This is a genomic window from Streptomyces sp. NPDC127595 (assembly GCF_042671685.1).
In the GTDB taxonomy this organism is placed as follows: Bacteria; Actinomycetota; Actinomycetes; order Streptomycetales; family Streptomycetaceae; genus Streptomyces.
Window position 1 is genome coordinate 306,129 of record NZ_JBHXWK010000002.1, and the last position, 23,828, is coordinate 329,956.

Here is a 23,828-nt window from a genome sequence, read left to right on the forward strand (position 1 = left end):
CGCCTTCCGGTGTCACGCGCTCAGCCAGCGCCGGACGCAGGCGATGAGGTCGTCGGTGTCGACCGGCTTGGTCACATAGTCGCTCGCGCCTGACAGGAGACTCTTCTCCCGGTCGCCGGGCATCGCCTTCGCGGTGACCGCGATGATCGGCAGGTCGGCGTACTGGGGCATTTTGCGGATCTCCGCCGTGGCGGTGTACCCGTCCATCTCCGGCATCATCACGTCCATCAGGACCACCGCGATCTCGGGACGGCTGAGCAGGGTCTCGATGCCCTTCCTGCCGTTCTCCGCGTGCAGCACCTGGAATCCGTGCAGTTCCAGGATCCCGCTGAGGGCGAAGAGGTTGCGGGCGTCGTCGTCGACCACGAGCACTGTGGTGCCGTCGACGTCGTCGCCGACGATCCGTGTGTCCTGGGGCTGCGGCTTCTCGGCGCGGACCAGCGGGAGCACGTCTCCCGGTTCCTCGGCGGAGAGGTGCAGGGCGATGCGCTCGCGCAACTCGTCCAGGCTGGAAAGGAACTCCAGCGTCCGGGGACCGGACCGGGACTGCAGGTCCTGCTCCTGGGCGAGGTCCACACGGCTGCCGTTGTGGACGAGCACGGGCACGTTCGCCAGGGCCGAGTCGCCCTCGACGGCCTCCAGGAAACGGGCCGCCTCCCCGTCCGCCATGCCGAGTTCGAGGACGACGCAGTGGCACGCTCCGGCAGCCAGCGCGCTCGCCGCCTCCTGAGCGCCCACGACCGTGACGACGTCGACCGTCTTGCGGGCGTCGCTGTCGTCACGACTGCGGGTGAGATCCCCGACTGCGCTCTCGGCGACAAGGGTGAGCAGACCGCGCGGCCGTTCCTCGACGACCAGCAGCCGACGCCGGTTCTGCCGGGGCGGTCCGGCCGGACCCTGTGCCGGACCGGCCGCCTTCACCACGTCGGTGGCGTCCTCGCGTGGCGCGCTGTCCGGCTGGCGGCTGCCGCTCAGCAGTTCCTCGAAGTCGGGACGGGCGACGGGCAGGAAGAGGGTGAAGGTGCTGCCCTGGCCGGGTGTGCTGTCCACGGTGACCTGGCCACCGAGCAGATGGGCGATCTCCCGGGTGATGGACAGACCGAGGCCGGTGCCGCCGTACTTGCGGCTCGTGGTGCCGTCGGCCTGCTGGAACGCACCGAAGATCGTCTCGAGTTGCTGTTCCGGGATGCCGATGCCGGTGTCCTTCACCCGGAAGGCGATGACGGTTCCGGCGTGCAGCACCCCCTGCGGGATCTCGTGTCCGGTCGCCGGTTCGATACGCAGCTCGACGCGTCCCTGCTCGGTGAACTTGACCGCGTTCGACAGCAGGTTGCGCAGCACCTGACGCAGCCGGGAGTCGTCGGTGAGCAGCTCGTCGGGCGCGCCGGGCGCGGTGGTGATCGTGAAGTCCAGACTCTTCTGCGAGGTCATGGGCCGGAAGGTGGCCTCGACGTACTCCAGCAGGCGGCGCAGCGAGACCTGTTCGGGGGAGAGGTCCATCTTGCCGGCCTCGACCTTCGACAGATCGAGGATGTCGTTGATCAGCTGGAGCAGGTCCGAGCCCGCGGAGTGGATGATCCCCGCGTACTCGACCTGCTTCGGCGTGAGGTTGCGCGAGGGGTTCTGGGCCAGCAACTGGGCCAGGATGAGGAGGCTGTTGAGCGGGGTCCGCAGTTCGTGGCTCATGTTCGCCAGGAACTCGGACTTGTACTTGGAGGCCAGCGAGAGCTGCTGGGCACGTGCTTCGAGTTCCTGCCGGGCCTGTTCGATCTGCAGGTTCTTGGCCTCGATGTCCCGGTTCTGGGTGACCAGGAGCGAGGCCTTGTCCTCCAGTTCGGCATTGGAGCGCTGCAGTTCATCCTGCTGAACCTGCAACTCCTCGGACCGCGCCTGCAGTTCGGCCGTCAGACGCTGGGACTCGCCAAGGAGTTCGTCGGTACGGGCGTTGGCCACGATGGTGCTGACGTTGACACCGATGGTCTCCATCAGCTGTTTCAGGAAGGTCTGGTGGACCGGGGTGAAGCGGGTCACCGAGGCCAGTTCGATCACGCCGAGCACCTGCTCCTCGACCACGATGGGGAGTACCACCAGAGCCGTCGGTGCCGTCTGCCCGAGTCCCGAGGAGATCGTCACGTATCCCGGCGGCAGCTCGTCCACCGTGATGGCGCGGCGGTTGCGGGCGGCCTGGCCGACGAGTGAGCGGCCCATCGGGATACGGGCGGGCCGCTCCGTGTCGTCCGGATAGCCGTAGGAACCGACGAGCCGGAGTTCCGTCCCGTCAGCGGCCTCCTCCGCGAGGTAGAAGGCGCCGTACTGCGCCGTGACCAGCGGGGTGAGCTCGTCCATGATCAGGTCGGCGACGATGTCGAGGTCGCGGTAGCCCTGCATCAGCCCGGAGACGCGGGCCAGGTTGGTCTTCAGCCAGTCCTGCTCATGGTTGGCCCGCGTGGTCTCACGCAGGGACTCGACCATGGAGTTGATGTTGTCCTTGAGCTCGGAGACCTCGCCCGACGCCTCTACGGTGATCGAGCGGGTCAGGTCGCCCTCGGCCACGGCACTGGCCACCTCGGCGATCGCCCGCACCTGGCGGGTGAGGTTGCCGGCCAGTTCGTTCACGTTCTCCGTGAGGCGCTTCCACGTACCGGAGACGCCTTCCACCTCGGCCTGTCCGCCGAGCCGGCCCTCGCTGCCGACCTCCCGTGCCACCCGGGTGACCTCGGCGGCGAAGGCGGAGAGCTGGTCGACCATCGTGTTGATGGTCGTCTTGAGCTCCAGGATCTCGCCGCGGGCGTCCACGTCGATCTTCTTGGAGAGGTCTCCCTTGGCCACCGCCGTCGTCACCAGGGCGATGTTGCGGACCTGGCCGGTGAGGTTGTTGGCCATCGAGTTGACGTTGTCGGTGAGGTCCTTCCAGGTGCCCGCCACGTTCGGCACGTGCGCCTGTCCGCCGAGCCGGCCCTCGGTGCCGACCTCGCGCGCCACGCGGGTGACCTCGTCGGCGAAGGCCGACAGCGTGTCGACCATCGTGTTGATGACGTCCGCGAGCGCCGCGACCTCGCCCTTCGCCTCGACCGTGATCTTCTGGGAGAGGTCTCCCTTGGCCACGGCAGTCGCCACCTGGGCGATGGAGCGGACCTGACCGGTCAGGTTCGACGCCATCACGTTGACGTTGTCGGTGAGGTCCTTCCAGGTACCCGAGACACCTCGCACGGTGGCCTGTCCGCCCAGATTTCCCGCGGTGCCGACTTCTCGGGCGACGCGGGTGACTTCGTCGGCGAAGGCGGAGAGCTGGTCGACCATCGTGTTGATGGTGTCTTTGAGTTCGAGGATTTCGCCGCGGGCGTCGACGGTGATTTTCTGGGAGAGGTCTCCCTTGGCGACGGCGGTGGCCACCTGGGCGATGGAGCGGACCTGGGCGGTGAGATTGCCCGCCATGAAGTTCACCGAGTCGGTGAGGTCGCGCCAGGTGCCCTTGACGCCCTTCACGTCGGCCTGGCCACCGAGGCGGCCGTCGGTGCCGACTTCTCGGGCGACGCGGGTGACTTCGTCGGCGAAGGCGGAGAGCTGGTCGACCATCGTGTTGATGGTGTTCTTGAGTTCGAGGATTTCGCCGCGGGCGTCGACGGTGATTTTCTGGGAGAGGTCGCCCTTGGCGACGGCCGTGGTCACCTGCGCCACGTTACGGACCTGGGCGGTGAGATTGCCCGCCATGAGGTTCACGGAGTCCGTGAGATCACGCCAGACACCGCCGACCCCGGGCACCTGGGCCTGTCCGCCGAGGCGCCCCTCGCTGCCGACCTCACGGGCGACGCGGGTCACCTCGTCGGCAAAGGCGGAAAGCTGGTCGACCATCGTGTTGACGGTCTCTTTGAGCTGCAGGATCTCGCCGCGGGCAGGGACGTCGATCTTCTGGGAGAGGTCTCCCTTGGCGACGGCCGTGGCCACCTGCGCGATGTCACGGACCTGCGTGGTGAGGTTGCCGGCCATGGCGTTGACGGAGTCGGTCAGATCGGCCCAGGTGCCGGAGACACCGGGGACCTCCGCCTGCCCGCCCAAAGTGCCCTCGGTGCCGACCTCCCGTGCCACGCGGGTCACCTCGGAGGTGAACACGGACAACTGGTCGACCATCCCGTTGAACACGGTGGCGATGTCGCCGAGGAGGCCGCCGGCATCGTCCGGCAGACGTGTGCCGAAGTCCCCGTCGCGCACGGCGGTCAGGCCCGCCAGCAGCTGACGAAGCTCTTGTTCGCCAGGTGTTCGGCTCGAAGGCCCGGTCGCTGTCACGGTCATGCTTACCCTCGTTCCGCTCCCCAGGAGTCCCGGGATGGGACTCGGAACCACGCCGGACTCACGCACGGTCTATGTGTCGCCGCAGCATTCCCGCAGAATCGCGGATGCGCCCGCTGAGAAAATACGCCGCAGGCTAACCCAGAAATCATGCGATGAACAAAGTGGTGGCCGGAACTCCAGCGTGGCCAAAAAAGTTTCGGGTAGCGAGGCATAACTACGCGAGATGGGGATACACAGGACCCTCTCGGTCTGTGCGTGTTTCGAGGTGCCCTGGTGTCGACGGGGGGCTGTATACACGGATCCCGCCGTGCCGGGCGGTCACCCCGTGGAGGGGTGACCGCCCGGCACGGCGGGATCGGAGCCTTGGAAGGCTCGGAGCACGGGAAGGCGCGGACTCAGGCGACGGCCGGGTCCAGCAGCCCCGTGCGAAGCCGCTTGATGATGCGGGTGATCAGCCGGGAGACATGCATCTGGGAGATACCGAGCTCTTCGCCGATCTGTGCCTGGGTGCGCTCCTCGACGAAGCGCAGGTGGACGATCAGTCGCTCGCGGTCGTCGAGTTCGGCGATCAGCGGAGCCAGCGAGTTGAAGTCGTCGATCAGTTGGAGGGAGGGGTCCTCCTCGCCGATGAAGTCGGCCAGAGCGCTTTCGCCCTCTCCCGCGCCGTTGCTGGTGAGGGCGGCGTCGAGGGACGTGGAGGTGTAGGCGTTCGCCGCCTTGCGGGCCTCGATGACGTCTTCCTCGGGCAGGGACATCAGCTCGGCCAGCTCGCGGGTGGTGGGCATACGGTCCAGCCGGGTCTGCAGCTCCTCCGTGGCCTTGGCGAGCTCGACGCGCGCCTCCTGCAGCCGGCGGGGAACGTGCACCGCCCAACTGGTGTCGCGGAAGAAGCGCTTGATCTCACCGACGATGTAGGGGACCGCGAAGGAGGTGAACTCGACCTCCCGGGTGAGCTCGAAGCGGTCGATGGCCTTGATCAGGCCGATCGTGCCCACCTGGACGATGTCCTCCATGGAGTCGCCGCGGCTGCGGAAGCGGGAGGCGGCGTAGCGGACCAGGGAGAGATTCATCTCGATCAGGGTGTTGCGCGCGTACTGGTACTCGTGCGTGCCCTCTTCGAGTACGGCGAGCCGGTCGAAGAACTGGCGGGAGAGTTCACGCGCGTCCTTCGGCTTGACCTTCGACGGGTCCTCGATGAGCGGAAGCGCCAACTCGCCGTCCACCCCGCCCATGTCGACCGTCCACTGTGCCGAGGCCGTTGTCTCCAGCACCGTCACGGCTGCCATGCCGTCCACCCCAAATCCTCGAAGGCATCGTTGACACAGCTCGAATGCCCCGGTTGGCAGACATCACACCACCGGGTTCCCGAGAATCTTGGAATTGCCCTCTCGGCGCAGTCCGGCCCTTCGGCGAACCGGTCGCGCTACGGAGTGGCCGGGTACCCTGGGCGCCGAGAGCCGGGGTCGCGATGGCGTACGGCGGGGTTCCGGGAGGCGGGAGTGGACATGGCGTACGGCGATGACGGGCCGACGGCGAGCGCTGCCCCGTCCGAGCTCGCCGGAGCTGTGCTCCGGCTGTACGAACTCGCGGAGCGCCCCGGTATCCGGCTCGTCGGCGAGATCAGCCCGTCCACGCGTCCCGTCTGGCGGCAGGCTCTGGACCAGGTGTCCGGCCAGTGCGAGCACGTCTGCTTTCTGGAGTTGTCCGCGATCACGTTCGTCGATGTCGCCGGTGCCTCCGAACTCGCGCGCACCGCACAGGGCCTGCACGAGAGACGGCGCCTCGTCCTGGAACGGCCACCGCCCGAACTCCCGCGGATCCTCGACCTGTTCTGGCCGGAACTCCGGACGATCGAGGTGGCGGCGTGACGAATACGGCCACCCGGACAGAGCCCTTCGCTCACCCCGCGTTGTTCTACCGCAGTGACAAGGAGTACGTGGAGGGCACCGTGCCGTTCCTCCTGGACGGCATGGCCGCCGCGGAGCCGGTCGCCGTGGCCGCTCCCGCCCCGCGGCTGGAGTTGATCCGGGCCGAACTCGGCCCGGCCGCCGCCGACGTGCACTTCGTCGACATGACTCTGGCCGGGCGGAACCCCGGCCGCATCATCCCGTCGGTGCTGCGGTCGTTCGCCGACGCCCGGACCGACAGCCACGTCCGCATCATCGGGGAGCCGATCTGGCCCGGCCGCACCGAGGTGGAGTATCCGGCCTGCGTCCAGCACGAGGCACTGATCAACATGGCCTTCCAGGGGCGCGACGTGACGATCCTGTGCCCCTACGACGCGCGGGCTCTCTCCGCCGACGTGATCGCCGACGCGTACGCCACCCATCCCGTCGTCATCGACGGGGGCCGGGAGCGGGCCAGCACCGCCTACGCGCTGGAGCCGGTGCTCGCCCGTTGCAACGAGCCCCTGCGTCATCCGCCGGGCGCGGCGACGGTCCACTTCGACACGGACGACCTGCCGACCTCTCGCGACTTCGCGCTGCACGAGGCACGGGAGCGGGGGATGAGCAGCGCCCGTCTGCAGGATCTGGCGCTGGTCGTGGCGGAGCTGACGACCAACAGCGTGGTACACGGGGGTGGTTCGGGAACCCTGCGGATCTGGGCGGAGAGCGACCAGATGGTCTGCGAGGTGCAGGACGACGGACACCTGGCCGACCCGCTGGCGGGCCGCAACCCGGTGCGGCCCGAACAAATCGGAGGCCGCGGCCTGTTCCTCGTCCACTTCCTCTCCGACCTTGTCCGTGTCCACACCGGCGAGAACGGCACGACAGTCCGCAGTTACGTGCCCTGCAAGTGATCCGCACCGCCTGAAACGCGGGGAGGCGGACGTACGCGAAGGCCCGGACCCGTTGCCGGGTCCGGGCCTTCGCCGATCTCCACCACCACCGTCCGGAACTGCGGGCGCGTGGAATGGTGCGCCGCTAGCGCGTGCCGGCCGGTTTGGCGGCCTTCTTGCCGGCCTTGGCCGCCTGGCGTTCCGTGTGGGTGTGAGCCGTGGCAAGGGTTCCGCCTGAACTCTCCAGGTGAGCGCGCACGAACCACTGGAACTGCTCCAGGGAACGGAGCTGTTCGATGAGGAGATCCTCCGTCACCGCGTCCCTCTTGCCGATCTCGCTCATCGCCGAGCGGTGGGCCTCGATGATGCCGGTGTACACGAGGTCCAGGGCGCCGAGGTGGGCGATGGCATCGGCCCGCCCGACGCCGTAGTCGTCCCACGTCCGCTCGGTGACGAGAACGCCCGGTGTGCCCTCCGGTACCCCGCCGAGGGCGGAGATGCGTTCGGCGGTGTCGTCGGCCATTTCGCGCACCCGGTCCACCTGGGGATCGAGCATTTCGTGCACGGCGATGAAATGCGGGCCCACGACATTCCAGTGAACGTGCTTCAAAGTGAGAGAAAGGTCGTTGAGCGCGTGAAGGCGCATACGCAGCAGATCAATGATCACTCCGCCCTCGTGCGTACTGAGCCCAGGGACCGTGTACTTGGGGGATGCGGACTTCGCCATCTTTCTTGTCCTTCCCGGCAGAAATTCTCGAACCGGCTGCCGTAGCCACCCGCGGAACAACCGGAGGTACCGGAGGGAACAACCGGCGAACCGGAAGCGCGGGGAGCATCGGTATCAGCCTCCGAGACCTCAGGTGCCCTGGTTCTTTCGACCTACACACCGGAGAGCCTCTGCCGTCCTCGGCCACCTCGATGGTCCGTTGGTCGGCTCCTTGACAGGCATCGCTCTCCTGTAGTGGGCCAATGGTCCATGGATTCGAGTGTGAGTTGAGCCGTTGTGCCTCCGGATGCTTATCTGTGCTGTATCCATGCACAAGCGGCGCCGCGCAGCGCCGGACGGCGACGAGGCCGTACCGGACCGCGGCGCTTCGTCGTGTTCGCGAGTTCCCGCCACCCCGGGCGCCCGCGCTCCGGCGAGAGGCAGTCGAGGGGGGCGGGCGGAACGCCGTGAAGAGAATGCTCGTGGCTCCGGATCCGGGGCAGGTCAGGCTGAGGAACTCATGCCGTGCCGTCATCGGCGTAGGGTTCGCCGTCGCCGCATCGGAATTCGCCGGACTGTCCCTGACGGCTTCCATCACCGGGGGACTGGCGGCGCTACTCGCCCTTTTCACGGTCGCCGACGCGACAGTGCGCGCCCAGCGGGTGACCACCGCTCTGCTCCCGGTCGCCGGATTCCCCGTACTGGCGCTGGCGACCCTGCTGCACGGTCTGACCCCGGCGCGGGACGCCGCCTTCCTGCTGGTGGTCTTCGGCGGGGTGTACGCCCGACGCTGGGGTCCCCGGGGACAGGCGCTCGGGATCTTCGCGTTCATGAACTTCTTCATCACGCAGTTCCTGCACGCCGTACCGGAGCAACTGCCCGAGCTGTACACCGCCGTGGGCCTGGCCCTGGGCGCCGCCGGTCTCGTACGTTTCGTTCTCTGGCCCCTGGAGCGCGGTGCGGCTCCGCCGGCGCCCGTGCCCCGGCCGCTGCCCGGCACCGGACTGGCTCGCCCCACCACCCGGCAGGCTTTCCAGGCCACGGTGGCCTGCGCCTTCGCCCTGGTCCTCGGGCAGGCGCTGTCCGAGGACCGCTGGTACTGGGCCGTCGGCACCGTCTGGTGGATCTTCGTGAACACGGTTTCGCGCGGCGAGACCCTGGTCCGCGGGTTCCGCCGGGTGCTGGGCACGGTCGTGGGCATTGTCGTCGGCGTCCTGATCGCCATCCCGCTGCACGGGGCGCCGGTTCCGACCGCCGCCCTGGTCGCGGTCTGTGTCTTCGGGATCTTCTACACGGCCGCCGTCTCCTACAGCTGGATGGTGCTGGCGGTGACGGTGATGGCGGGCCTGCTCTACGGCCTGCTGGGAGTACTGGACCTGGGCCTGCTCGTCCTGCGTCTGGAGGAGACGGCCATCGGCGCGGTGGGAGCCGCCCTCGCCGTGGTTCTGGTGCTGCCGGTCACCACCCACGCCACGAACGACGCGTGGATCCAGCGCGCGCTGCGCTGTGTCCACGCGGCGACCGCCGAAGCCGCCGCCCGCCTCGCGGGCTCGCGGGCAGCGGACCCCGCACCGCACGCGGCCGAACTCGAAGTGCTGCTGGCCCGTGTCCGGATGGCGCTCGCTCCCCTGGTGCACCCGCTCAACCCCTTCCGCGCACGCAGGGCAAGGGCCGCCCAGGTCATCACGCTGCTGGACGGCTGCGCCCGCGAAGTGCGCGGCCTGGTGGCCGTCGCCGCCGACCCGGACGCGAGCCACGACGCCCGCCTCGCCGCGGCGTGCGGCCGCGTCAAGGCGGCAGTGGAGGCCCTGACGGTCAGCGAGAGCGGACGTCGCGGTCCGACCGGTGTCGCCGAAGCCCTGCCGTATCCCGCTGCGTCCGAGCCCGCACTCGCCCACCTGCACAGCCTGGAGCGCGCGCTCGCCGAACTCGCAGTGCCGCTGCGCACTTCCCGGCCTTCCCCGTTGGCCGGCGCCTGAAGAGCGGGTCACGGCGACCGCTGGGGGCCTCGGCCGACCGAGCGGGCGAGGCACTGAGGGGCGGCGCGTACGGATGGCAGCCACGCCCCGCACGCCTCCCGGAACATCGGCGCCTGACGTCGGTGCATGGACACCAAACCCCGGAATGGGGCACTTTTCCGGACACAGGGAGGGTGGATCAGCCCACCGGCCGGGTAACTCCGCGGCTATCAGACGCACGGAGCCCGCGGACCGTGCGGGAGCGGTCCGCGGGCCGAACCCCTTGGGGGTGCACCATGCGCAATTTCCTGCACGGCTCCGGACCTGGAGAGCGTTTCACCGACGACGGAAGCCCGGGGCTCCCGGCGCCGTGGACCGGGGAACCGGGAGGGTGGCTGGAACGGACCCCGGGCGGCCGTGACGGAGAGCGAACGGACCAAGGCGGAGCCGAGGACCAGACCCCACGCGGCCGTCAGGACAAAGCCGCCGATCACGTGCGGGCAAGCTCCGGTACCTGCCCCTGGCCGACCATCCGATCCGCCCCGGCGACCGACCTGAGGAAGCCGCCGACGGCCCATGGTTCGGCCGAAGTCCCCCCGGGCCCCGATGACCCCACCGCGCGCCTCCCCGCCGGCCACCCGCTCACCCCGTACGAACTCCACCGCGCCGCCGCCGAGTTCCTCACCCTCCACCACACCGAGGAAGGGCTCGGAGACCCGGCCCGGCGGATCGCCGCCGCACACACGGAGATCGCGGAGACAGGGACGTACCGCCACACCACCGAGGAACTGGTCTTCGGCGCACGCGTCGCCTGGCGCAACGCCAACCGTTGCATCGGGCGGCTCTACTGGCACTCCCTGCACGTACGTGACCGCCGGGACGTGCGGGACACACGGGACGTGGCCGCGGCAGCTGCGGACCACCTGCGGGAGGCGACCCGCGAAGGCCGGATCCGCGCGCTCATCACGGTCTTCGCTCCCGATGAACCCGGCCGCCCGGGGCCGCGGATCTGGAACGAACAGCTCATCCGGTACGCGGGTTACACACGCTCGGACGGCGCCGTGACCGGCGATCCGCGCAACGCAGGGCTCACCGCGCTCGCCCGGCGGCTCGGCTGGCCCGGCGGCCCCGGCACCCCCTTCGACGTACTGCCGTTGGTGGTCCAGGGCGCCGAGGACAAGCCCCGCTGGTTCGAGCTGCCCGAGGACGCGGTGCTCGAAGTGGAGCTCGCGCACCCCGAGTACCCCTGGTGGCACGCGCTCGGACTGCGCTGGCACGCGGTGCCCGCGCTCGCCAACATGTGCCTGGAGATCGGCGGAATCTGCTACCCGGCGGCGCCCTTCAACGGCTGGTACATGGGCACCGAGATCGGCGCCCGCAACCTCGCCGACACCGACCGCTACGACCTTCTGCCGCACATCGCCGAGCGCCTGGGCCTGGACACCCGCACCGACCGCTCCCTGTGGAAGGACCGCGCGCTCGTCGAGCTCAACCGCTCCGTCCTGCACTCCTTCGACCGTGCGGGCGTCACGGTCACCGACCACCACACCGAGTCCCGGCGCTTCCTCACCCACCTCGGCCGGGAGGAACGCAAGGGCCGCCGGGTCGGCGCGGACTGGTCCTGGATCGTGCCGCCCATCTCGGGCAGCGCCACCCCCGTCTTCCACCGCACCTACGAGGCGGTCGAGCGACGGCCCGCGTACGTCCATCACCCGGAGGCACATGAACGCGCCCGCGGCGCGATCCTGGTCTAGACCTCGGATCATGGACTGCTACCGTCGCCCCCGACAACGCGGGAGCGAGAGGGGACCCCAGTGGCAGACGGCGTCAGGCGGCAACATCGGGCGTTCATCGGCTCGTTCACGGCGGCGGGAGGCCTCGGCGTCCTCACCGCGACCGTGGACCCGGTCAGCGGCGCGCTGACCGTCCTGAGCGCGGTGGACGGCGTCCCCGACCCCTCCTACCTCGCCCTGTCACCCGCGCGGGACATGCTGTACGCGGTCAGCGAGACGGCCGACGGCGCGCTGGCCGCCTACCGTGTGACCGGCGACAGACCGCAGCTGACAGGCGAGCTCGTGAGGGTCGACGGCAGCGGCCCGACGCACCTCAGCGTCTTCGCCGGACACGTCCTGACCGCCAACTACGGCTCGGGCAGCGTCTCCGCCGTCCCCGTCCGCGCCGACGGAGGGCTCGCGGGCGCCGCTTCCAGCGTGCTCCAGCACACCGGTTCAGGACCGCACACCCCGCGCCAGCACGGCCCGCACGCCCACCAGGTGCAGGGCGACCCGAGCGGACGCTGGGCGGTGAGCATCGACCTCGGCACGGACTCCGTGCGGGTGTGCACGCTGGACGCCGGAAAGCTCACGCTGCACCGCGAGACAGCGCTGCGCCCCGGCTCCGGGCCCCGTCACCTGGCCTTCCACCCGGGCGGCGAACGCGCGTACGTACTCAACGAACTCGCCCCCACCGTCACCGTCTGCCGCTGGGACGCCGCCGAAGGCGCGCTGCGGCCCGTCGGCGAGACCCCGGTGCTGCCCGGCGTACCGGACGGCGACGCGTACCCGTCGGGCATCGTCGTGTCGCCCGACGGACGCTTCGTCTGGACCGCCACACGCGGCCAGGACGTGGTCTCCGTGCTCGTCCCCGACGCGGTGGGCGAGGGGCTGCGGCTGGTCGCCACGGTGCCCTGCGGCGGCACGTGGCCCCGCGCGCTGGCCCTCGACCCCTCAGGACGCTTCCTGTACGCCGCCAACGAACGCTCCGGCGACGTGACCTGGTTCGCGGTCGACCCCGACACAGGCGTACCGAGGCGCGGCGGCTCGGTCGACGCTCCCGCGGCATCCTGCGTGATCTTCGGCTGACCTGTGGCCTGTCCGGCGGATCATGCCGGAGAGGCCGGAGAGGCCGGAGAGGCCGGAGAGGCCGGAGAGGCCGGAGAGGCCGGAGAGGCCGGAGACGCCGGAGAGGCCGGAGAGGCCGGAGACGCCGCAGGCGCCGATAAGGCCGGGGGAGCGGGGTCCGGCGGTGCCGCTGGTTTCCTCCGGCCCGATCGCGGCCGGACAGGCCGTCGCCGCCGCACGCACGCGAAGGGCCCGCTCCTGCCATGGGAGCGGGCCCTTTCGCTGTTCTCCGTGGTGCCGGGCTCAGCGCACCGGCGCCCCCTGCGGCTGCTGCGGGGCGATGCCCAGCGCCGCGGTGTACTTGGCCAGCGCGAGCTTGCCGATGGCCGGGTACGGGCCGAGCGCCTCGGCGGCGGCACAGCCGGCCTCCTTGGCGGCCGCGTCGAGCAGACCCGCGTCGAGCTCGGGACCGATCAGATACGGCGCGAGGGCCAGATTCTGGGATCCGGAGTCGCGGAGCTCCTCGGCGATGGCCGCGATGGAACCCTCCTCGTCGAGCGCCGCCGCCATCACCGGCACGGCGAGCCGCGCGGCCAGCAGCATGCCGGTGATCCCGGCCGCCTGCACGGCCTCCTCGCCGCCCACGGAGGCCAGGATGATTCCGTCCGCGGCGGTCGCGACGGTGAACAGCCGGGCGCGGTCGGCGCGGGCCAGACCCGCCTCGGACAGGCGCACGTGCAGCCCCTCGGCGAGCAGCGGATGCGGGCCGAGCACATCGGCCAGGTCCGCCGCGACGCGGCTGTCCATGACGGCCTGGCGGATCCGGCGCAGCAGCGCGTTGTCCGGCCCGGCGAGCAGGGGCACCACGACGGCCACGGGCCCGTCGGGCTCGGCCACGTCCGTACCGGCGGCACGGGACTGCTCGATGCGGGCCGTGCGCTCCTCGGAGGCGCGGACCAGCACGGACTGCAGTGTGGGGAACTCGGCGTCGTCCCCGTCGAGGTACCCGATCCGGGCGTCGAGACCGGGGAGCTCGGAGCGCGCGATGCTCACGACCTCCTCGGTGAGGCTGCGTATGGCCGCGCTGGGGGTACCCGGTACCGCGAGGACGAGCGCGGGCGCGCCCTCGGGAGCCACCAGGGCTTCCGGACGGCGGTGCCGCCCGGGCTGGCGGGGTCGCGGCATTCGTACTGGCAGGCCGGACGCGGGCCCAGTGGGGGAGCTCATGGCGCCGAATATTACTGGTTTCCTGGGTTCCCTTGTTCGGGGAGGGTGCAGGTGAGCGGTATCCGTCCGCTTTTGTCTGATGAGTTACGTACGGATCAGAAGTGATCAGTATGGCGAGAGGGTCTCTCCGCCCCTCCGGCCACCACGTGGAGCATCCGCCGGTCCAGGGGGAGGGCGAGTTCGTCGCTCGCCAGGTCGACGGCGATGAGGACGGCCCCGTGCAGCGGGTCACCCGCGGGCGGTATCTGCCGGGCGTGCGGAAGTTGCTCCACGAGTTCCTCCCTCAGGGGTACGAGGAGGGGGTCGCCCATCTTGAACAGGCCACCGGTGAGGGCGACTCGGGGCTCTCCCGCGCGCGGGCACACGGCGGCCGCCGACTCGGCGATGCTCCGCGCAGCCGCCCGCAGAATGCCCGCCGCGACGGGGTCGCTCTCGGCACAGACGGCCACTTCGGGTGCGAAGGCGGCGAGCACGGCGGGCCGGTCCGTCCGCGGGTACAGCGCGCCCGGCAGGCCCGGCAGCGGACCGAACATCTCCTCGGCGCGCGCCCGCAGCGCCGCCGATCCGCCACGGCGCCCGTCGAAGGAGCGCATGGCCGCGTCGAGACCGGCGCGGCCGATCCAGGCCCCGCCGCCGCAGTCGCCGAGCAGATGGCCCCAGCCGTCGGCCCTGCGCCAGCTCTTCAGATCCGTGCCGACCGCGATCATGCCGGTGCCCGCAGCGACGACCGCACCCGTCCGCCGGCCGAGCGCGCCCAGGTACGCGGTCACCGCGTCGGCCGCCAACGCGAGCCGCGTCACACCGAGTTCACGCTCCAGGGCCGCCGGCAGCTCCGCGCGCAGCTCGTCGCCGAGCGTGGCCAGACCCGCGGCTCCGACGGCGACCGCGCCGAGTACCTCGACCCGGGCGTCGGCCATCAACTGCCGGGCCATCGGCAGTAACTGCTCCAGCAGATGACCGGCGTCGATACCGTGCGGACCGGTGCGCACCGGCTCCTTCGACATCACCGGAACCCCGTGGACCTGCCCGCCCACGGCGAGCGCCGCGCGCAGCCCCGAACCTCCCGAGTCCACCGCCAGGACACCGGACCGCGGGCCGGCGCGGGTCATGGCAGGCGCCAGTCCACCGGTTCGGCCCCCTGCCCGGTCAGCAGGTCGTTGGCCCGGCTGAAGGGCCGGGAACCGAAGAAGCCGCGGTCCGCCGACATGGGGGAGGGGTGGGCGGATTCCACCGAGGGCAGTTCGCCGAGGATCGGGCGCAGATTGCGGGCGTCGCGGCCCCACAGGATCGACACCAGCGGGCGCCCTCGCCCGGCCAGGGCACGTATCGCCTGCTCGGTGACCTCCTCCCAGCCCTTGCCGCGGTGCGCCGCGGGACTGCGCGGGGCGGTGGTGAGCGCCCTGTTGAGCAACAGCACGCCCTGTTTCGTCCACGGCGTGAGATCACCGTTGGACGGCTGGGGCAGGCCCAGGTCGGAGTTGAGCTCCCGGAAGATGTTGATCAGGCTGCCCGGCAGCGGACGTACCTCTGGCGCGACCGAGAAGGAGAGACCCACCGCGTGCCCCGGCGTGGGGTAGGGATCCTGGCCGACGATGAGGACGCGCACCTCGTCGAAGGGTTGCTGGAAGGCCCGGAGGACATTCGCCCCTGCCGGGAGATAGGTGCGGCCCGCGGCGATCTCCGCCCGCAGGAAGTCCCCCATCCCGGCGATCTGTCCGGCCACGGGTTCCAGGGCTTTCGCCCAGCCCGGTTCGACGATTTCATGCAACGGTCGTGGTGCCACGGGCGTCACCCTACTGCCGTACACGCGGCAGAGATCAACCGATGGCCGGAGCGCGACCGAGCATGACCGGTCGAACGACGAACAAGGTGCCTCCCGGGCGGGGTTGTGAGCGGGACGGGACCGGGCGTCCTGGCCGTGGTGCATGCGTTCATACGGGTGCGGGACCTCCGGAGTCTCAGTCGACGACCGCGGCGCGTACACAGAGGACATCGGGCAGATGCGAGGCCAGCTGCTGCCAGTTGTCCCCGTCGTCCGCCGACGCGTACACCTCGCCGTTGCGATTGCCGAAGTACACGCCCGCCGGGTCCGCGCCGTCCGTGCACAGGGCGTCGCGCAGTACCGTCCCGTAGTGGTCCTCCGCCGGGAGGCCGGCCGTCAGCGGCTCCCAGCTCTTGCCCGCGTCGGCCGTGCGGAAGACCCGACATCGGTGATCCGCCGGGACGCGGTCCGCGTCCGCGGTGATCGGGAATACGTACGCCGTGTCACCGCGGTGCGGATGCGTGGCCGCGGCGAACCCGAAGGTCGAGGGCAGGCCCTCGCCGATGTCGGTCCACTGTCCGCCCGCGTCGTCGCTTCGGTACACACCCCAGTGGTTCTGTAGATACAGGCGGTCCGGGGTCACCGAGTCCTGTGCGATCTTGTGCACGCACTGGCCGAACTCCGGGTTCGGATCGGGCAGGAACACCGCGGAGACACCGGAGTTGGACGGCGCCCAGCTCGCGCCGCCGTCCTGCGTGCGGAACACCCCGGCCGTGGACACGGCGACTGTCACGGCACGCGGGTCGCGCTCGTCGGTGAGGATGGTGTGCAGCCCCTCCCCACCACCGCCGGGAACCCACTGCGACCGTGTGGGGTGCTCCCACAGCGGACGCACGAGCTCGAAGGACTCACCGCGGTCCTCCGAGCGGTACAACGCGGCCGGTTCCGTGCCCGCGTACACCACGTCCGGCTCCGCCGCGGCCGGGTGCAGCTGCCACACCCGCTCCAGCGAAGTCCCGGTGTCCTTGGGGAACTTGACGGCGGGCTGCGCCGGTTCCGCCCACGTCCGCCCCAGGTCGTCGGAGTGGAAGACGGACGGGCCCCAGTGCGCGCTGTCCCCTCCGGCCAGCAGCCGGGGTGTCTCGCCCCGGGTGTCGATCGAGACCGAGTACACGGCCTGCGCGTTGAAGTACGGACTCTCGTCGAACTCCCAGGCGCCGGCGCGCCTTCGGCCGATGAAGAGCCCCTTGCGGGTGCCCACGGTGAGCAGTACGTCGGCCATGCCGACCACCTCCGCGACGTCGTTGTCTCAGGTACGGGCCAGTCTGCACCCCAGCACTGACAGTCACCTCTGGACTCGGTGTTTCCGCAGGTCAACGTGGATCGTCGGCGGTCTCCGCCGAGCGTGGACGGAACGGGCGAGACCCTGGAGCGGGCGAGTGACGGAGTCGGCGTGAGCAAGGCGCGGACCGGTCGCGTATGGGAGGGGGATGTGGCGTGTCCGTGCGGTCGTGAGGAAGGTGCCGGTCATGGCGGCATTCCGTGTTCCGAAGGTGTGGCTGTGGCGATGGCGGCGCAGTCCGCTGCGGCGCCGCGGTGACGCTCTGGAGGCCTGGGTCGTACTCGTCGTCTGGACGCTCACCGTGTTCGGCGGGGTGTTCATCGGCCTGGCGGCCGCACAGTCCGTGGAGCACGGGCTGGCCCAGCAGCGCGCCGAGTGGCACTCCGTCCCCGCTCTGCTCATCGAGGACGCCACCGAGTCGCCCCTCACCGAAAGCGGCGCCGACCGGGTCTGGGTGAAGGTCCGCTGGACCGCGCCGGACGGTTCCCTCCGTACCGGCCAGGCGCGGGTGCGGGCCGGCACCACCGAGGGCACCCCGGTCACCGTCTGGACAGACCCCGAGGGCCGCCTCGTCACCAGGCCGGCGACCGCGTCCCAGGCCCAGCTACGGGCCGCCATGGTGGGGGTCCTGATCGGCCTGAGCGTCGCGGCCGTGCCCTGCGCCTGCGGGCGGCTCGTCCGTGGCCGCCTGGAACGGCGCCGCATGGACCAGTGGGGCGAGGAATGGGAGCGGTTCGAGCCGATCTGGGGGCGCACGACGGGCTGACCGAGGGGGCGGTGGCGTCCGCTGAAGGGACCTGGGGGTGGTGGAGGCGTCCCAGCGGGCGTGCGGACCCACCCCGACCCACGGGCTGCTTCCGCCGAGAGCCGAGTGTGGCGCGGGTCACCCGAATGCCCAGGAACTCCTCCTTCCCCGGACCCGACTCCTGCGGTGTGACGCCTCGGGAGTTCCTTCCACCGCCCGCCCTCTGCGGCTTCGTCCTGCTGCTCGCCCTGATCTTCACGGTGTCGTACGCCGCCGGATCCGCCGCAGGTCCCGTGGCACCCGCCATACACAGAACCGGCACGGGCAACGGCGACGGCGGCGACGGTGACATGGGCGAAGACATGGGTGGCATGCACGGGGGAGGCACGCCATGACCGCCACACAACCGGCGCTCGGCACCGGCCAGTTGGTCACCACCGATCTGGCGGTCGGCGGCATGACCTGCGCGGCCTGCGTGCGGCGCGTGGAGAAGCGGCTCGGCAAGCTGGAAGGCGTCACCGCGACGGTCAACCTGGCCACGGGGCGCGCCCACGTCAGCCATCCGCCGCATGTCCGCCCCGATGAACTCGTCGCCGCCGTCGAGAAGGCCGGATACACGGCCGCCTTGCCGAAGCCGCCGGAGCCGCGCCGACGAGAGGACGACGGGGAGACCGAGGACGCGCGGCGCGAGCGGGAACGGCTCGTGGTCACCGCGCTGTTCGCCGTACCGGTCCTCGTACTGTCGATGGTGCCCGCCCTGCAGTTCCGCAACTGGCAGTGGCTGTGCTTCATGCTGGCCGCGCCGGTCGCGGTGTGGAGCTCCTGGCCCTTCCACACACGGGCGTTGCGCGGTCTGCGGCACTCGACGGCGACCATGGACACACTGGTCTCGCTGGGTGTGGTGGCCTCCTTCACCTGGTCCGCGTACGCGCTCTTCCTCGGGGGTGCGGGCGAGCCGGGGATGGGGATGCCGTTCAGCCTGCTGCCCTCCGCCGCGGAGGGCGTGGCGCACGTCTATCTCGAAGCGGCCGTCGGCGTACCGCTGTTCGTGCTGGCCGGGCGGTTCCTGGAGGCGCGGGCGCGGCGGGGGACCGGGGCGGCGCTGCGGTCGCTCGCGGGGCTCGCCGCCAAAGAGGTGTCGGTGCGTGTGGACGGGGGCGTCGAACGGCGTGTGCCCATAGAGGAGTTGAGGCGCGGACAGGTATTCGTCGTACGGCCCGGTGAGCGGGTCGCCACCGACGGCGAGGTGGTGGAGGGCAGCTCCGCCGTGGACCTGTCCCTGGTCACCGGGGAGAGCCGGCCCGCCGAGGTGGGGCCGGGTTCGGCAGTCGTGGGTGGCGCCGTCAACGCCGGCGGACTGCTGCTCGTACGCGCCACTGCGGTCGGCGCCGAAACCCAACTCGCGCGCATCGCGCAACTGGTGACGGATGCTCAGGCCGGGAAGGCGCGTGCGCAGCGGCTGGCCGACTCGGTGGCCGGCGTGTTCGTGCCGGTGGTGCTGGCGCTCGCCGTAACCGTCCTCGGCTTCTGGCTCGGTGCTGGAGCCGATCCGCAGGCGGCGGTCACCGCGTGCGTGGCGGTACTCGTCGTCGCCTGCCCCTGCGCCCTGGGCCTCGCGACCCCGACCGCACTGATGGCCGCCACCGGCCGGGGTGCCCAACTCGGCGTCCTGATCAGCGGACCCCAGGCCCTGGAGGCGCTCCGGCACATCGACACGGTCGTCCTCGACAAGACCGGCACGCTCACCTCCGGCCATATGACCGTCGCCCGCGTCACCGCGGTGCCGGGCGGCCTCGGACGCGACGCGGCGCTACGGCTGGGCGCCGCGGCGGAACAGGGCTCGGAACACCCGTTGGGGCGCGCGATCGTGTCGTACGCGCGCCGTTCCCTGCCCGGACAGCCGCTGCCGGAAGCCGTCGGCTTCCGCGCCTCGCCGGGCCTGGGAGTCCGCTGCCGGGTCGAGGGCCGTCTTGTCGAAGTCGTTGCGCCAGACGAGGAGTTGCCCACGGCTCTCGCGGACGCGCTTCCGCCGGCGGAGGCCGCCGCGCACACGCCGGTGTTAGTCCGCGTGGACGGGGTGGCCGAGGCGTTGATCGAGCTCGGTGACGTCGTACGACCCGGCAGCTACCACGCCGTCGACCGGCTGAGGCGCCTCGGGGTACGGCCGGTCCTCGCCACCGGGGACCGTGAAGCGCCGGCCCGGTCCGTCGCCGCCGCACTCGGCATCGAGGAGGTGCACGCCCGCTGCACCCCCGAGGGAAAGGCAGACCTCGTACGGGAGTTGAGGGCGGAAGGAAGCCGCGTCGCCGTTGTCGGAGACGGGGTGAACGACGCCGCCGCGCTCGCCGGAGCCGACCTGGGCATCGCCATGGGCACGGGCACGGACGCCGCCATCGGGGCCGCCGACGTGACATTGGTGCGCGGTGACATCGAGGCCCTGGTCGACGCCGTACTGCTCGCGCGGCGCACCCTGGGCACGATCCGCGTCAACCTCCTGTGGGCCTTCGGCTACAACGCGGTGACGGTGCCGCTCGCGATGGTGGGCCTGCTCAACCCGATGGTGGCCGCGGCGGCGATGTCCCTGAGCTCGGTCCTCGTGGTCGGCAACAGCCTGCGGCTGCGCGCCTGGCAGCCGGCACGCGGCCGAGACCGCAGGTCGCCCGGCGGAGGGTGCAGGTCGCCGCAACCCGGGAGCCACAAGCGATGACCGAACATCTCAGGCGTCCGAACCCCGGGAGCGATCGGCCATGACGGAGCACATCTGGCCTGCGATCCCCGGGAGCGATCGGCCATGACGGAGCACATCTGGCCTGCGATCCCCGGGAGCGACCGGCCATGACGGAGCACCTCAGGCCTGCGAACCCCGGGAGTCACCGGCCATGACCGAACACCTCTGGCGTCCGACCCGCCGTCGGCTCACCGACACCCTGTTCGCCGCGCTCGCGCCCGTCGCCGCGTGCGCCGTCTCGCTGGGCGGCCTGACCACCTGGACGGCGTTCGGGAGGGCCGGCACACCGGCCCGGATCGAGGTCGTCTCGGGACGCGTGTTCCTTCCGTACGGCGACAACCGGGACACCGCCGCGTTCTTCCGGATCTCCAACTCGGGGGACGGTGAGGACAGGCTGCTGAAGGTCGCCTCGTCCGCCCTGGGCGGTGAGATCGAGCTCAGCCGCCACCGCACGGCCGGCGGCGGGGTGGCGTACCGGGACACGGTGGACTCGGCGACCGTGCCGGCCCGCGGGGACCTCGCCATGTCCCCGCACGGTCTGGATGTGACGTTGCGGGCGAGGGCGGGGTGGCGCGCGGGCGACCTCGTGCCGTTCACGCTGCACTTCGAGCGCAGCGGGGCGGTCAAGATGGTGGCGGTGGTGGTCCGCCCGGCGGAGGCGTCACTCTGAGCGGAACGGGGGCGATTCCCGTACTGCACCATGACGCACGAGCTCCGGATGCAAGGATGAGCCCGTCATGATTGCTGGGTGGTGTTCTCGCACGGTACGGGCCGCGATGTTCGCGGCCGTCTGTGTGCTGCTCGCCGCCCTGGGGCACGTGTTGATGTCCGGTTCGCCGGTGCCCTGGTGGGCGATGAGCGCGGCAGCCGTGCTGACGGGCGGTCTGGGCTGGTGCCTGGCCCGCCATGAACGCGGGCTTCCGCTCGTCATGACCGTGGTGGTGGTCACCCAGGGCGTCCTTCACTCGGCCTTCTCGCTCGCGCAGTCGGCCGGGGAGTCGATGACGCCGGTGACGGCCTCCGGCGTGGACGCCATGGGGCACGACATGGGCTCCATGCGCATGGACGCCACGCACATGAGCTCGATGCACATGGACTCCATGGACATGGGGAACATGACCGCGGACCCCACGGCGCACATGAGCCATGGCATCGGCGGCATGGGCGGTATGTCGGCGTTCGGCATGCTCGCCGCCCACTTGGTGGCCGCGCTGCTGTGCGGCCTATGGCTCGGATACGGCGAACGCGCCGCATTCCGCATCCTGCGAGCCCTGGCGGGCCGCCTTGCCGCACCGCTGCGGCTGCTGCACGCGCTGCCCACTCCGCCGCACCGGCCGCGCGTGCGCGCGGGCCGTGCTTCCTCGGACCGGGCGCCCGCCCGTCTCCTTCTCGTTCACGCGATCACCTCCAGGGGCCCGCCGACGGGGACCGCTGTCGTCTGAGACAGCCGGTTCCCCGAGGCGGCGCTGTCGCGTGCCTCGGGTCTCGGTCGTACCTCCTGCGGTCGTACGGCCTCACCCCAAACCGGGTCCGTCGCGCCTGGCGCGCTGCGGTCCGGATCGCGGATGACCCGAGAAGGACACCTGGTGATCACTTCTGCCCTGCCCATTCCGCTCGACGACACGGCTTCGGTCGACGAGTCGATAACCGCCTGGGCGCTGGCCGCCCGCGGCGGCGACCCGGACGCCGTCGAGCGCTTCGTACGGGCCTTGCACCGCGACGTCGTGCGGTACGTCGCCCATCTCAGCTCGGACCCCCAGGCCGCCGACGACCTGGCCCAGGACACGTTCCTGCGGGCGCTCGGCAGCCTGCACCGGTTCGAGGGACGTTCCTCGGCCCGCGCGTGGCTGCTGTCCATCGCACGCCGGGCGGTGATCGACAGCTTCCGGCACGCCGCCGCCCGGCCGCGGCTGAGCGACACCCGCGACTGGCAGTTGGCGATGGAACTCGCCCAGCCGTGCGACCTGCCCGGCTTCGACGAGGGCATCGCGCTGCTCGATCTGCTGGCCGCTCTGCCCGACGAGCGGCGCGAGGCGTTCGTCCTCACCCAGTTGATGGGGCTGCCCTACGCGGAGGCGGCCGAGCTCAGCGACTGCCCGATCGGCACGGTCCGCTCCAGGGTGGCGCGTGCCCGCGCCACGATGGTCGCGTTGCTCGCCGAGGCCGGCGAGCCGGTGAGGGAGCCGGTCACCCCGGCGCACGTGGAGCCGGCCGCCCTGGCGGCCTGACGGCGACCGCCTGACGGAACGGGTGCCGATGGCTGCCGAACAGACAGCACACCGGCACCCGTTCGGCCGTTCTGTACGCGAACCCCGGCTTCCATCGCGTGGGCCCGGCTCCTCAGACGGAGCGGTGGTACTGGTCCGGCACATGTACCTCGGCGCCGAGTTCGCGGGCCGCCAGGCGGGCGAAGGACGGGTTGCGGAGCAGTTCGCGGCCCAACAGGACTGCGTCCGCCTCGCTGTTGGCGATGATCTTCTCGGCCTGCTCGACGTCGGTGATGAGACCGACGGCGGCGACGGGCAGTGGCGTCTCTGCCTTCACCCGGGCGGCGAAGGGGACTTGGTAGCCGGGCCCGACCGGAATGCGTACGCCGGAGACGTTGCCGCCCGTCGAGACGTCCAGCAGGTCAACCCCGTGCTCCTTGAGCTGCGCGGCGAAGCGGACGGTGTCGTCGGCCGTCCAGCTGTCCTCCTCCAGCCAGTCCGTGGCGGAGATACGGAAGAAGAGCGGTTTGTCCTCGGGCCACACCTCGCGCACGGCGTCGACGACTTCGAGGGCGAGGCGCGTGCGGTTCTCGTACGAGCCGCCGTAGGCGTCGGTGCGGTGGTTGGAGTGCGGGGAGAGGAACTCGTTGATGAGGTAGCCGTGGGCGCCATGGATCTCGGCGATCTCGAAACCGGCATCCAGTGCGCGCCGGGCCGCGTCGGCGAACTGCCCGACGATCTCCCGGATTTCGGCGACGGTCAGCTCGGTAGGCACCGGGTGACCGACGTCGAAGGGCAGCGGGCTCGGTCCGAGCGGCTGCCAGCCGTACGCGTCCGGTCCGACCGGCGCGCCGCCCTTCCAGGGCTGGTCGGTCGACGCCTTGCGGCCCGCGTGGGCGAGCTGGATCGCGGCAACGGTGCCCTGGCTCCTGAAGAAGCGGGTGATCCGGCGGAACGCCTCGACCTGGGTGTCGTTCCAGATGCCGAGGTCGTACGGGCTGATGCGGCCCTCGGGGGAGACGGCGGTGGCCTCGACGATGATCAGGCCGGTACCGCCGGCGGAACGGGCCGCGTAGTGGGCGAAGTGCCAGTCGTTCGGGGCGCCCGTCGACGGGCCCTCCGGTGCGGCCGAGTACTGGCACATCGGGGGCATCCACACCCGGTTGGGGACGGTGACGTCGCGCAGGGTGAAGGGCTGGAAGAGCGCGCTCACGGCGGACTCCATTCGTCGCGGGGCCGGTGTA

The 23,828-nt window shown here is 71.0% G+C and carries 19 protein-coding genes; 11 read left to right on the plus strand and 8 right to left on the minus strand.

Annotation, left to right across the window (positions count from 1 at the left end):
- Positions 1–12 precede the first annotated feature (12 nt).
- Entirely contained in the window at positions 13–4,290 is a 4,278-nt protein-coding gene (locus ACFVKT_RS07870) for a HAMP domain-containing protein (protein ID WP_385728734.1), read from the minus strand.
- Between the two features lie 395 nt (positions 4,291–4,685).
- On the minus strand, positions 4,686–5,522 hold the full coding sequence (locus tag ACFVKT_RS07875) for an RNA polymerase sigma factor SigF (RefSeq protein WP_385729904.1): 837 nt from the start codon (positions 5,520–5,522) through the stop codon (positions 4,686–4,688).
- A 273-nt stretch (positions 5,523–5,795) separates the two neighbouring features.
- Here ACFVKT_RS07875 and ACFVKT_RS07880 point away from each other — a divergent pair, with 273 nt between their 5' ends.
- Both ACFVKT_RS07880 and ACFVKT_RS07885 read left to right on the plus strand, forming a co-directional pair.
- Positions 5,796–6,158 carry an STAS domain-containing protein gene (locus ACFVKT_RS07880; RefSeq protein WP_385728736.1) on the plus strand — a complete coding sequence of 121 codons (363 nt, stop codon included), beginning with the start codon at positions 5,796–5,798 and terminating at the stop codon, positions 6,156–6,158.
- Positions 6,155–7,090: an anti-sigma factor RsbA family regulatory protein gene (locus ACFVKT_RS07885; RefSeq protein WP_385728738.1), complete on the plus strand. Its 936-nt coding sequence runs from the start codon at positions 6,155–6,157 to the stop codon at positions 7,088–7,090. The genes ACFVKT_RS07880 and ACFVKT_RS07885 overlap by 4 nt, the downstream gene beginning before the upstream one ends.
- A 124-nt stretch (positions 7,091–7,214) precedes the next feature.
- Here ACFVKT_RS07885 and ACFVKT_RS07890 read toward each other — a convergent pair whose 3' ends face one another.
- Positions 7,215–7,796 (minus strand): Dps family protein, encoded by a 582-nt coding sequence (locus ACFVKT_RS07890; RefSeq protein WP_385728740.1) that lies wholly within the window; start codon positions 7,794–7,796, stop codon positions 7,215–7,217.
- A 455-nt stretch (positions 7,797–8,251) separates the two neighbouring features.
- Here ACFVKT_RS07890 and ACFVKT_RS07895 point away from each other — a divergent pair, with 455 nt between their 5' ends.
- The 3 genes from ACFVKT_RS07895 (at position 8,252) to ACFVKT_RS07905 (ending at position 12,594) form a co-directional block, all read left to right on the plus strand.
- Positions 8,252–9,754 carry an FUSC family protein gene (locus tag ACFVKT_RS07895; protein WP_385729906.1) on the plus strand — a complete coding sequence of 501 codons (1,503 nt, stop codon included), beginning with the start codon at positions 8,252–8,254 and terminating at the stop codon, positions 9,752–9,754.
- Between the two features lie 533 nt (positions 9,755–10,287).
- Positions 10,288–11,487: a nitric oxide synthase oxygenase gene (locus ACFVKT_RS07900; protein WP_385729908.1), complete on the plus strand. Its 1,200-nt coding sequence runs from the start codon at positions 10,288–10,290 to the stop codon at positions 11,485–11,487.
- A gap of 60 nt (positions 11,488–11,547) precedes the next feature.
- Complete coding sequence (locus ACFVKT_RS07905; RefSeq protein ID WP_385728742.1) at positions 11,548–12,594, plus strand: lactonase family protein; 1,047 nt, start codon at positions 11,548–11,550, stop codon at positions 12,592–12,594.
- 282 nt (positions 12,595–12,876) lie between these two features.
- Here ACFVKT_RS07905 and ACFVKT_RS07910 read toward each other — a convergent pair whose 3' ends face one another.
- From ACFVKT_RS07910 to ACFVKT_RS07925, 4 genes are all read right to left on the minus strand, one after another.
- Entirely contained in the window at positions 12,877–13,800 is a 924-nt protein-coding gene (locus ACFVKT_RS07910) for a sirohydrochlorin chelatase (protein ID WP_385728744.1), read from the minus strand.
- A 95-nt stretch (positions 13,801–13,895) separates the two neighbouring features.
- A complete protein-coding gene (locus ACFVKT_RS07915; protein WP_385728746.1) occupies positions 13,896–14,909 on the minus strand; it encodes an N-acetylglucosamine kinase in 1,014 nt (337 codons plus the stop codon).
- Positions 14,906–15,583, minus strand: a complete 678-nt coding sequence (locus ACFVKT_RS07920) for a uracil-DNA glycosylase (RefSeq protein WP_385728748.1) — start codon at positions 15,581–15,583, stop codon at positions 14,906–14,908. The genes ACFVKT_RS07915 and ACFVKT_RS07920 overlap by 4 nt, the downstream gene beginning before the upstream one ends.
- Positions 15,584–15,758: 175 nt before the next feature.
- A complete protein-coding gene (locus tag ACFVKT_RS07925) occupies positions 15,759–16,844 on the minus strand; it encodes a WD40/YVTN/BNR-like repeat-containing protein (RefSeq protein WP_385728750.1) in 1,086 nt (361 codons plus the stop codon).
- Between the two features lie 247 nt (positions 16,845–17,091).
- Between ACFVKT_RS07925 and ACFVKT_RS07930 the strand changes: the two genes are divergently transcribed.
- The 6 genes from ACFVKT_RS07930 to ACFVKT_RS07955 all read left to right on the plus strand — a co-directional run bounded on the left by ACFVKT_RS07930 (position 17,092) and on the right by ACFVKT_RS07955 (position 22,605).
- On the plus strand, positions 17,092–17,670 hold the full coding sequence (locus tag ACFVKT_RS07930; protein WP_385728752.1) for a hypothetical protein: 579 nt from the start codon (positions 17,092–17,094) through the stop codon (positions 17,668–17,670).
- A 125-nt stretch (positions 17,671–17,795) separates the two neighbouring features.
- Positions 17,796–18,044, plus strand: coding sequence for a hypothetical protein (locus ACFVKT_RS07935; protein ID WP_385728754.1), 249 nt, complete (start codon positions 17,796–17,798; stop codon positions 18,042–18,044).
- Entirely contained in the window at positions 18,041–20,356 is a 2,316-nt protein-coding gene (locus tag ACFVKT_RS07940; RefSeq protein WP_385728756.1) for a heavy metal translocating P-type ATPase, read from the plus strand. Before ACFVKT_RS07935 ends, ACFVKT_RS07940 begins: the two co-directional genes overlap by 4 nt.
- 172 nt (positions 20,357–20,528) lie before the next feature.
- The gene (locus ACFVKT_RS07945; protein WP_385728758.1) at positions 20,529–21,047 is read left to right on the plus strand and encodes a copper chaperone PCu(A)C; all 519 of its coding nucleotides are present in this window, start codon (positions 20,529–20,531) and stop codon (positions 21,045–21,047) included.
- 67 nt (positions 21,048–21,114) lie between these two features.
- On the plus strand, positions 21,115–21,819 hold the full coding sequence (locus ACFVKT_RS07950) for a hypothetical protein (RefSeq protein ID WP_385728760.1): 705 nt from the start codon (positions 21,115–21,117) through the stop codon (positions 21,817–21,819).
- 144 nt (positions 21,820–21,963) lie between these two features.
- Positions 21,964–22,605: a sigma-70 family RNA polymerase sigma factor gene (locus ACFVKT_RS07955; RefSeq protein WP_385728762.1), complete on the plus strand. Its 642-nt coding sequence runs from the start codon at positions 21,964–21,966 to the stop codon at positions 22,603–22,605.
- Positions 22,606–22,717: 112 nt separating this feature from the next.
- Here the strand turns inward: ACFVKT_RS07955 and ACFVKT_RS07960 are convergent, their stop codons facing one another.
- Positions 22,718–23,797: an NADH:flavin oxidoreductase/NADH oxidase gene (locus ACFVKT_RS07960; protein ID WP_385728764.1), complete on the minus strand. Its 1,080-nt coding sequence runs from the start codon at positions 23,795–23,797 to the stop codon at positions 22,718–22,720.
- Positions 23,798–23,828: the final 31 nt, after the last annotated feature.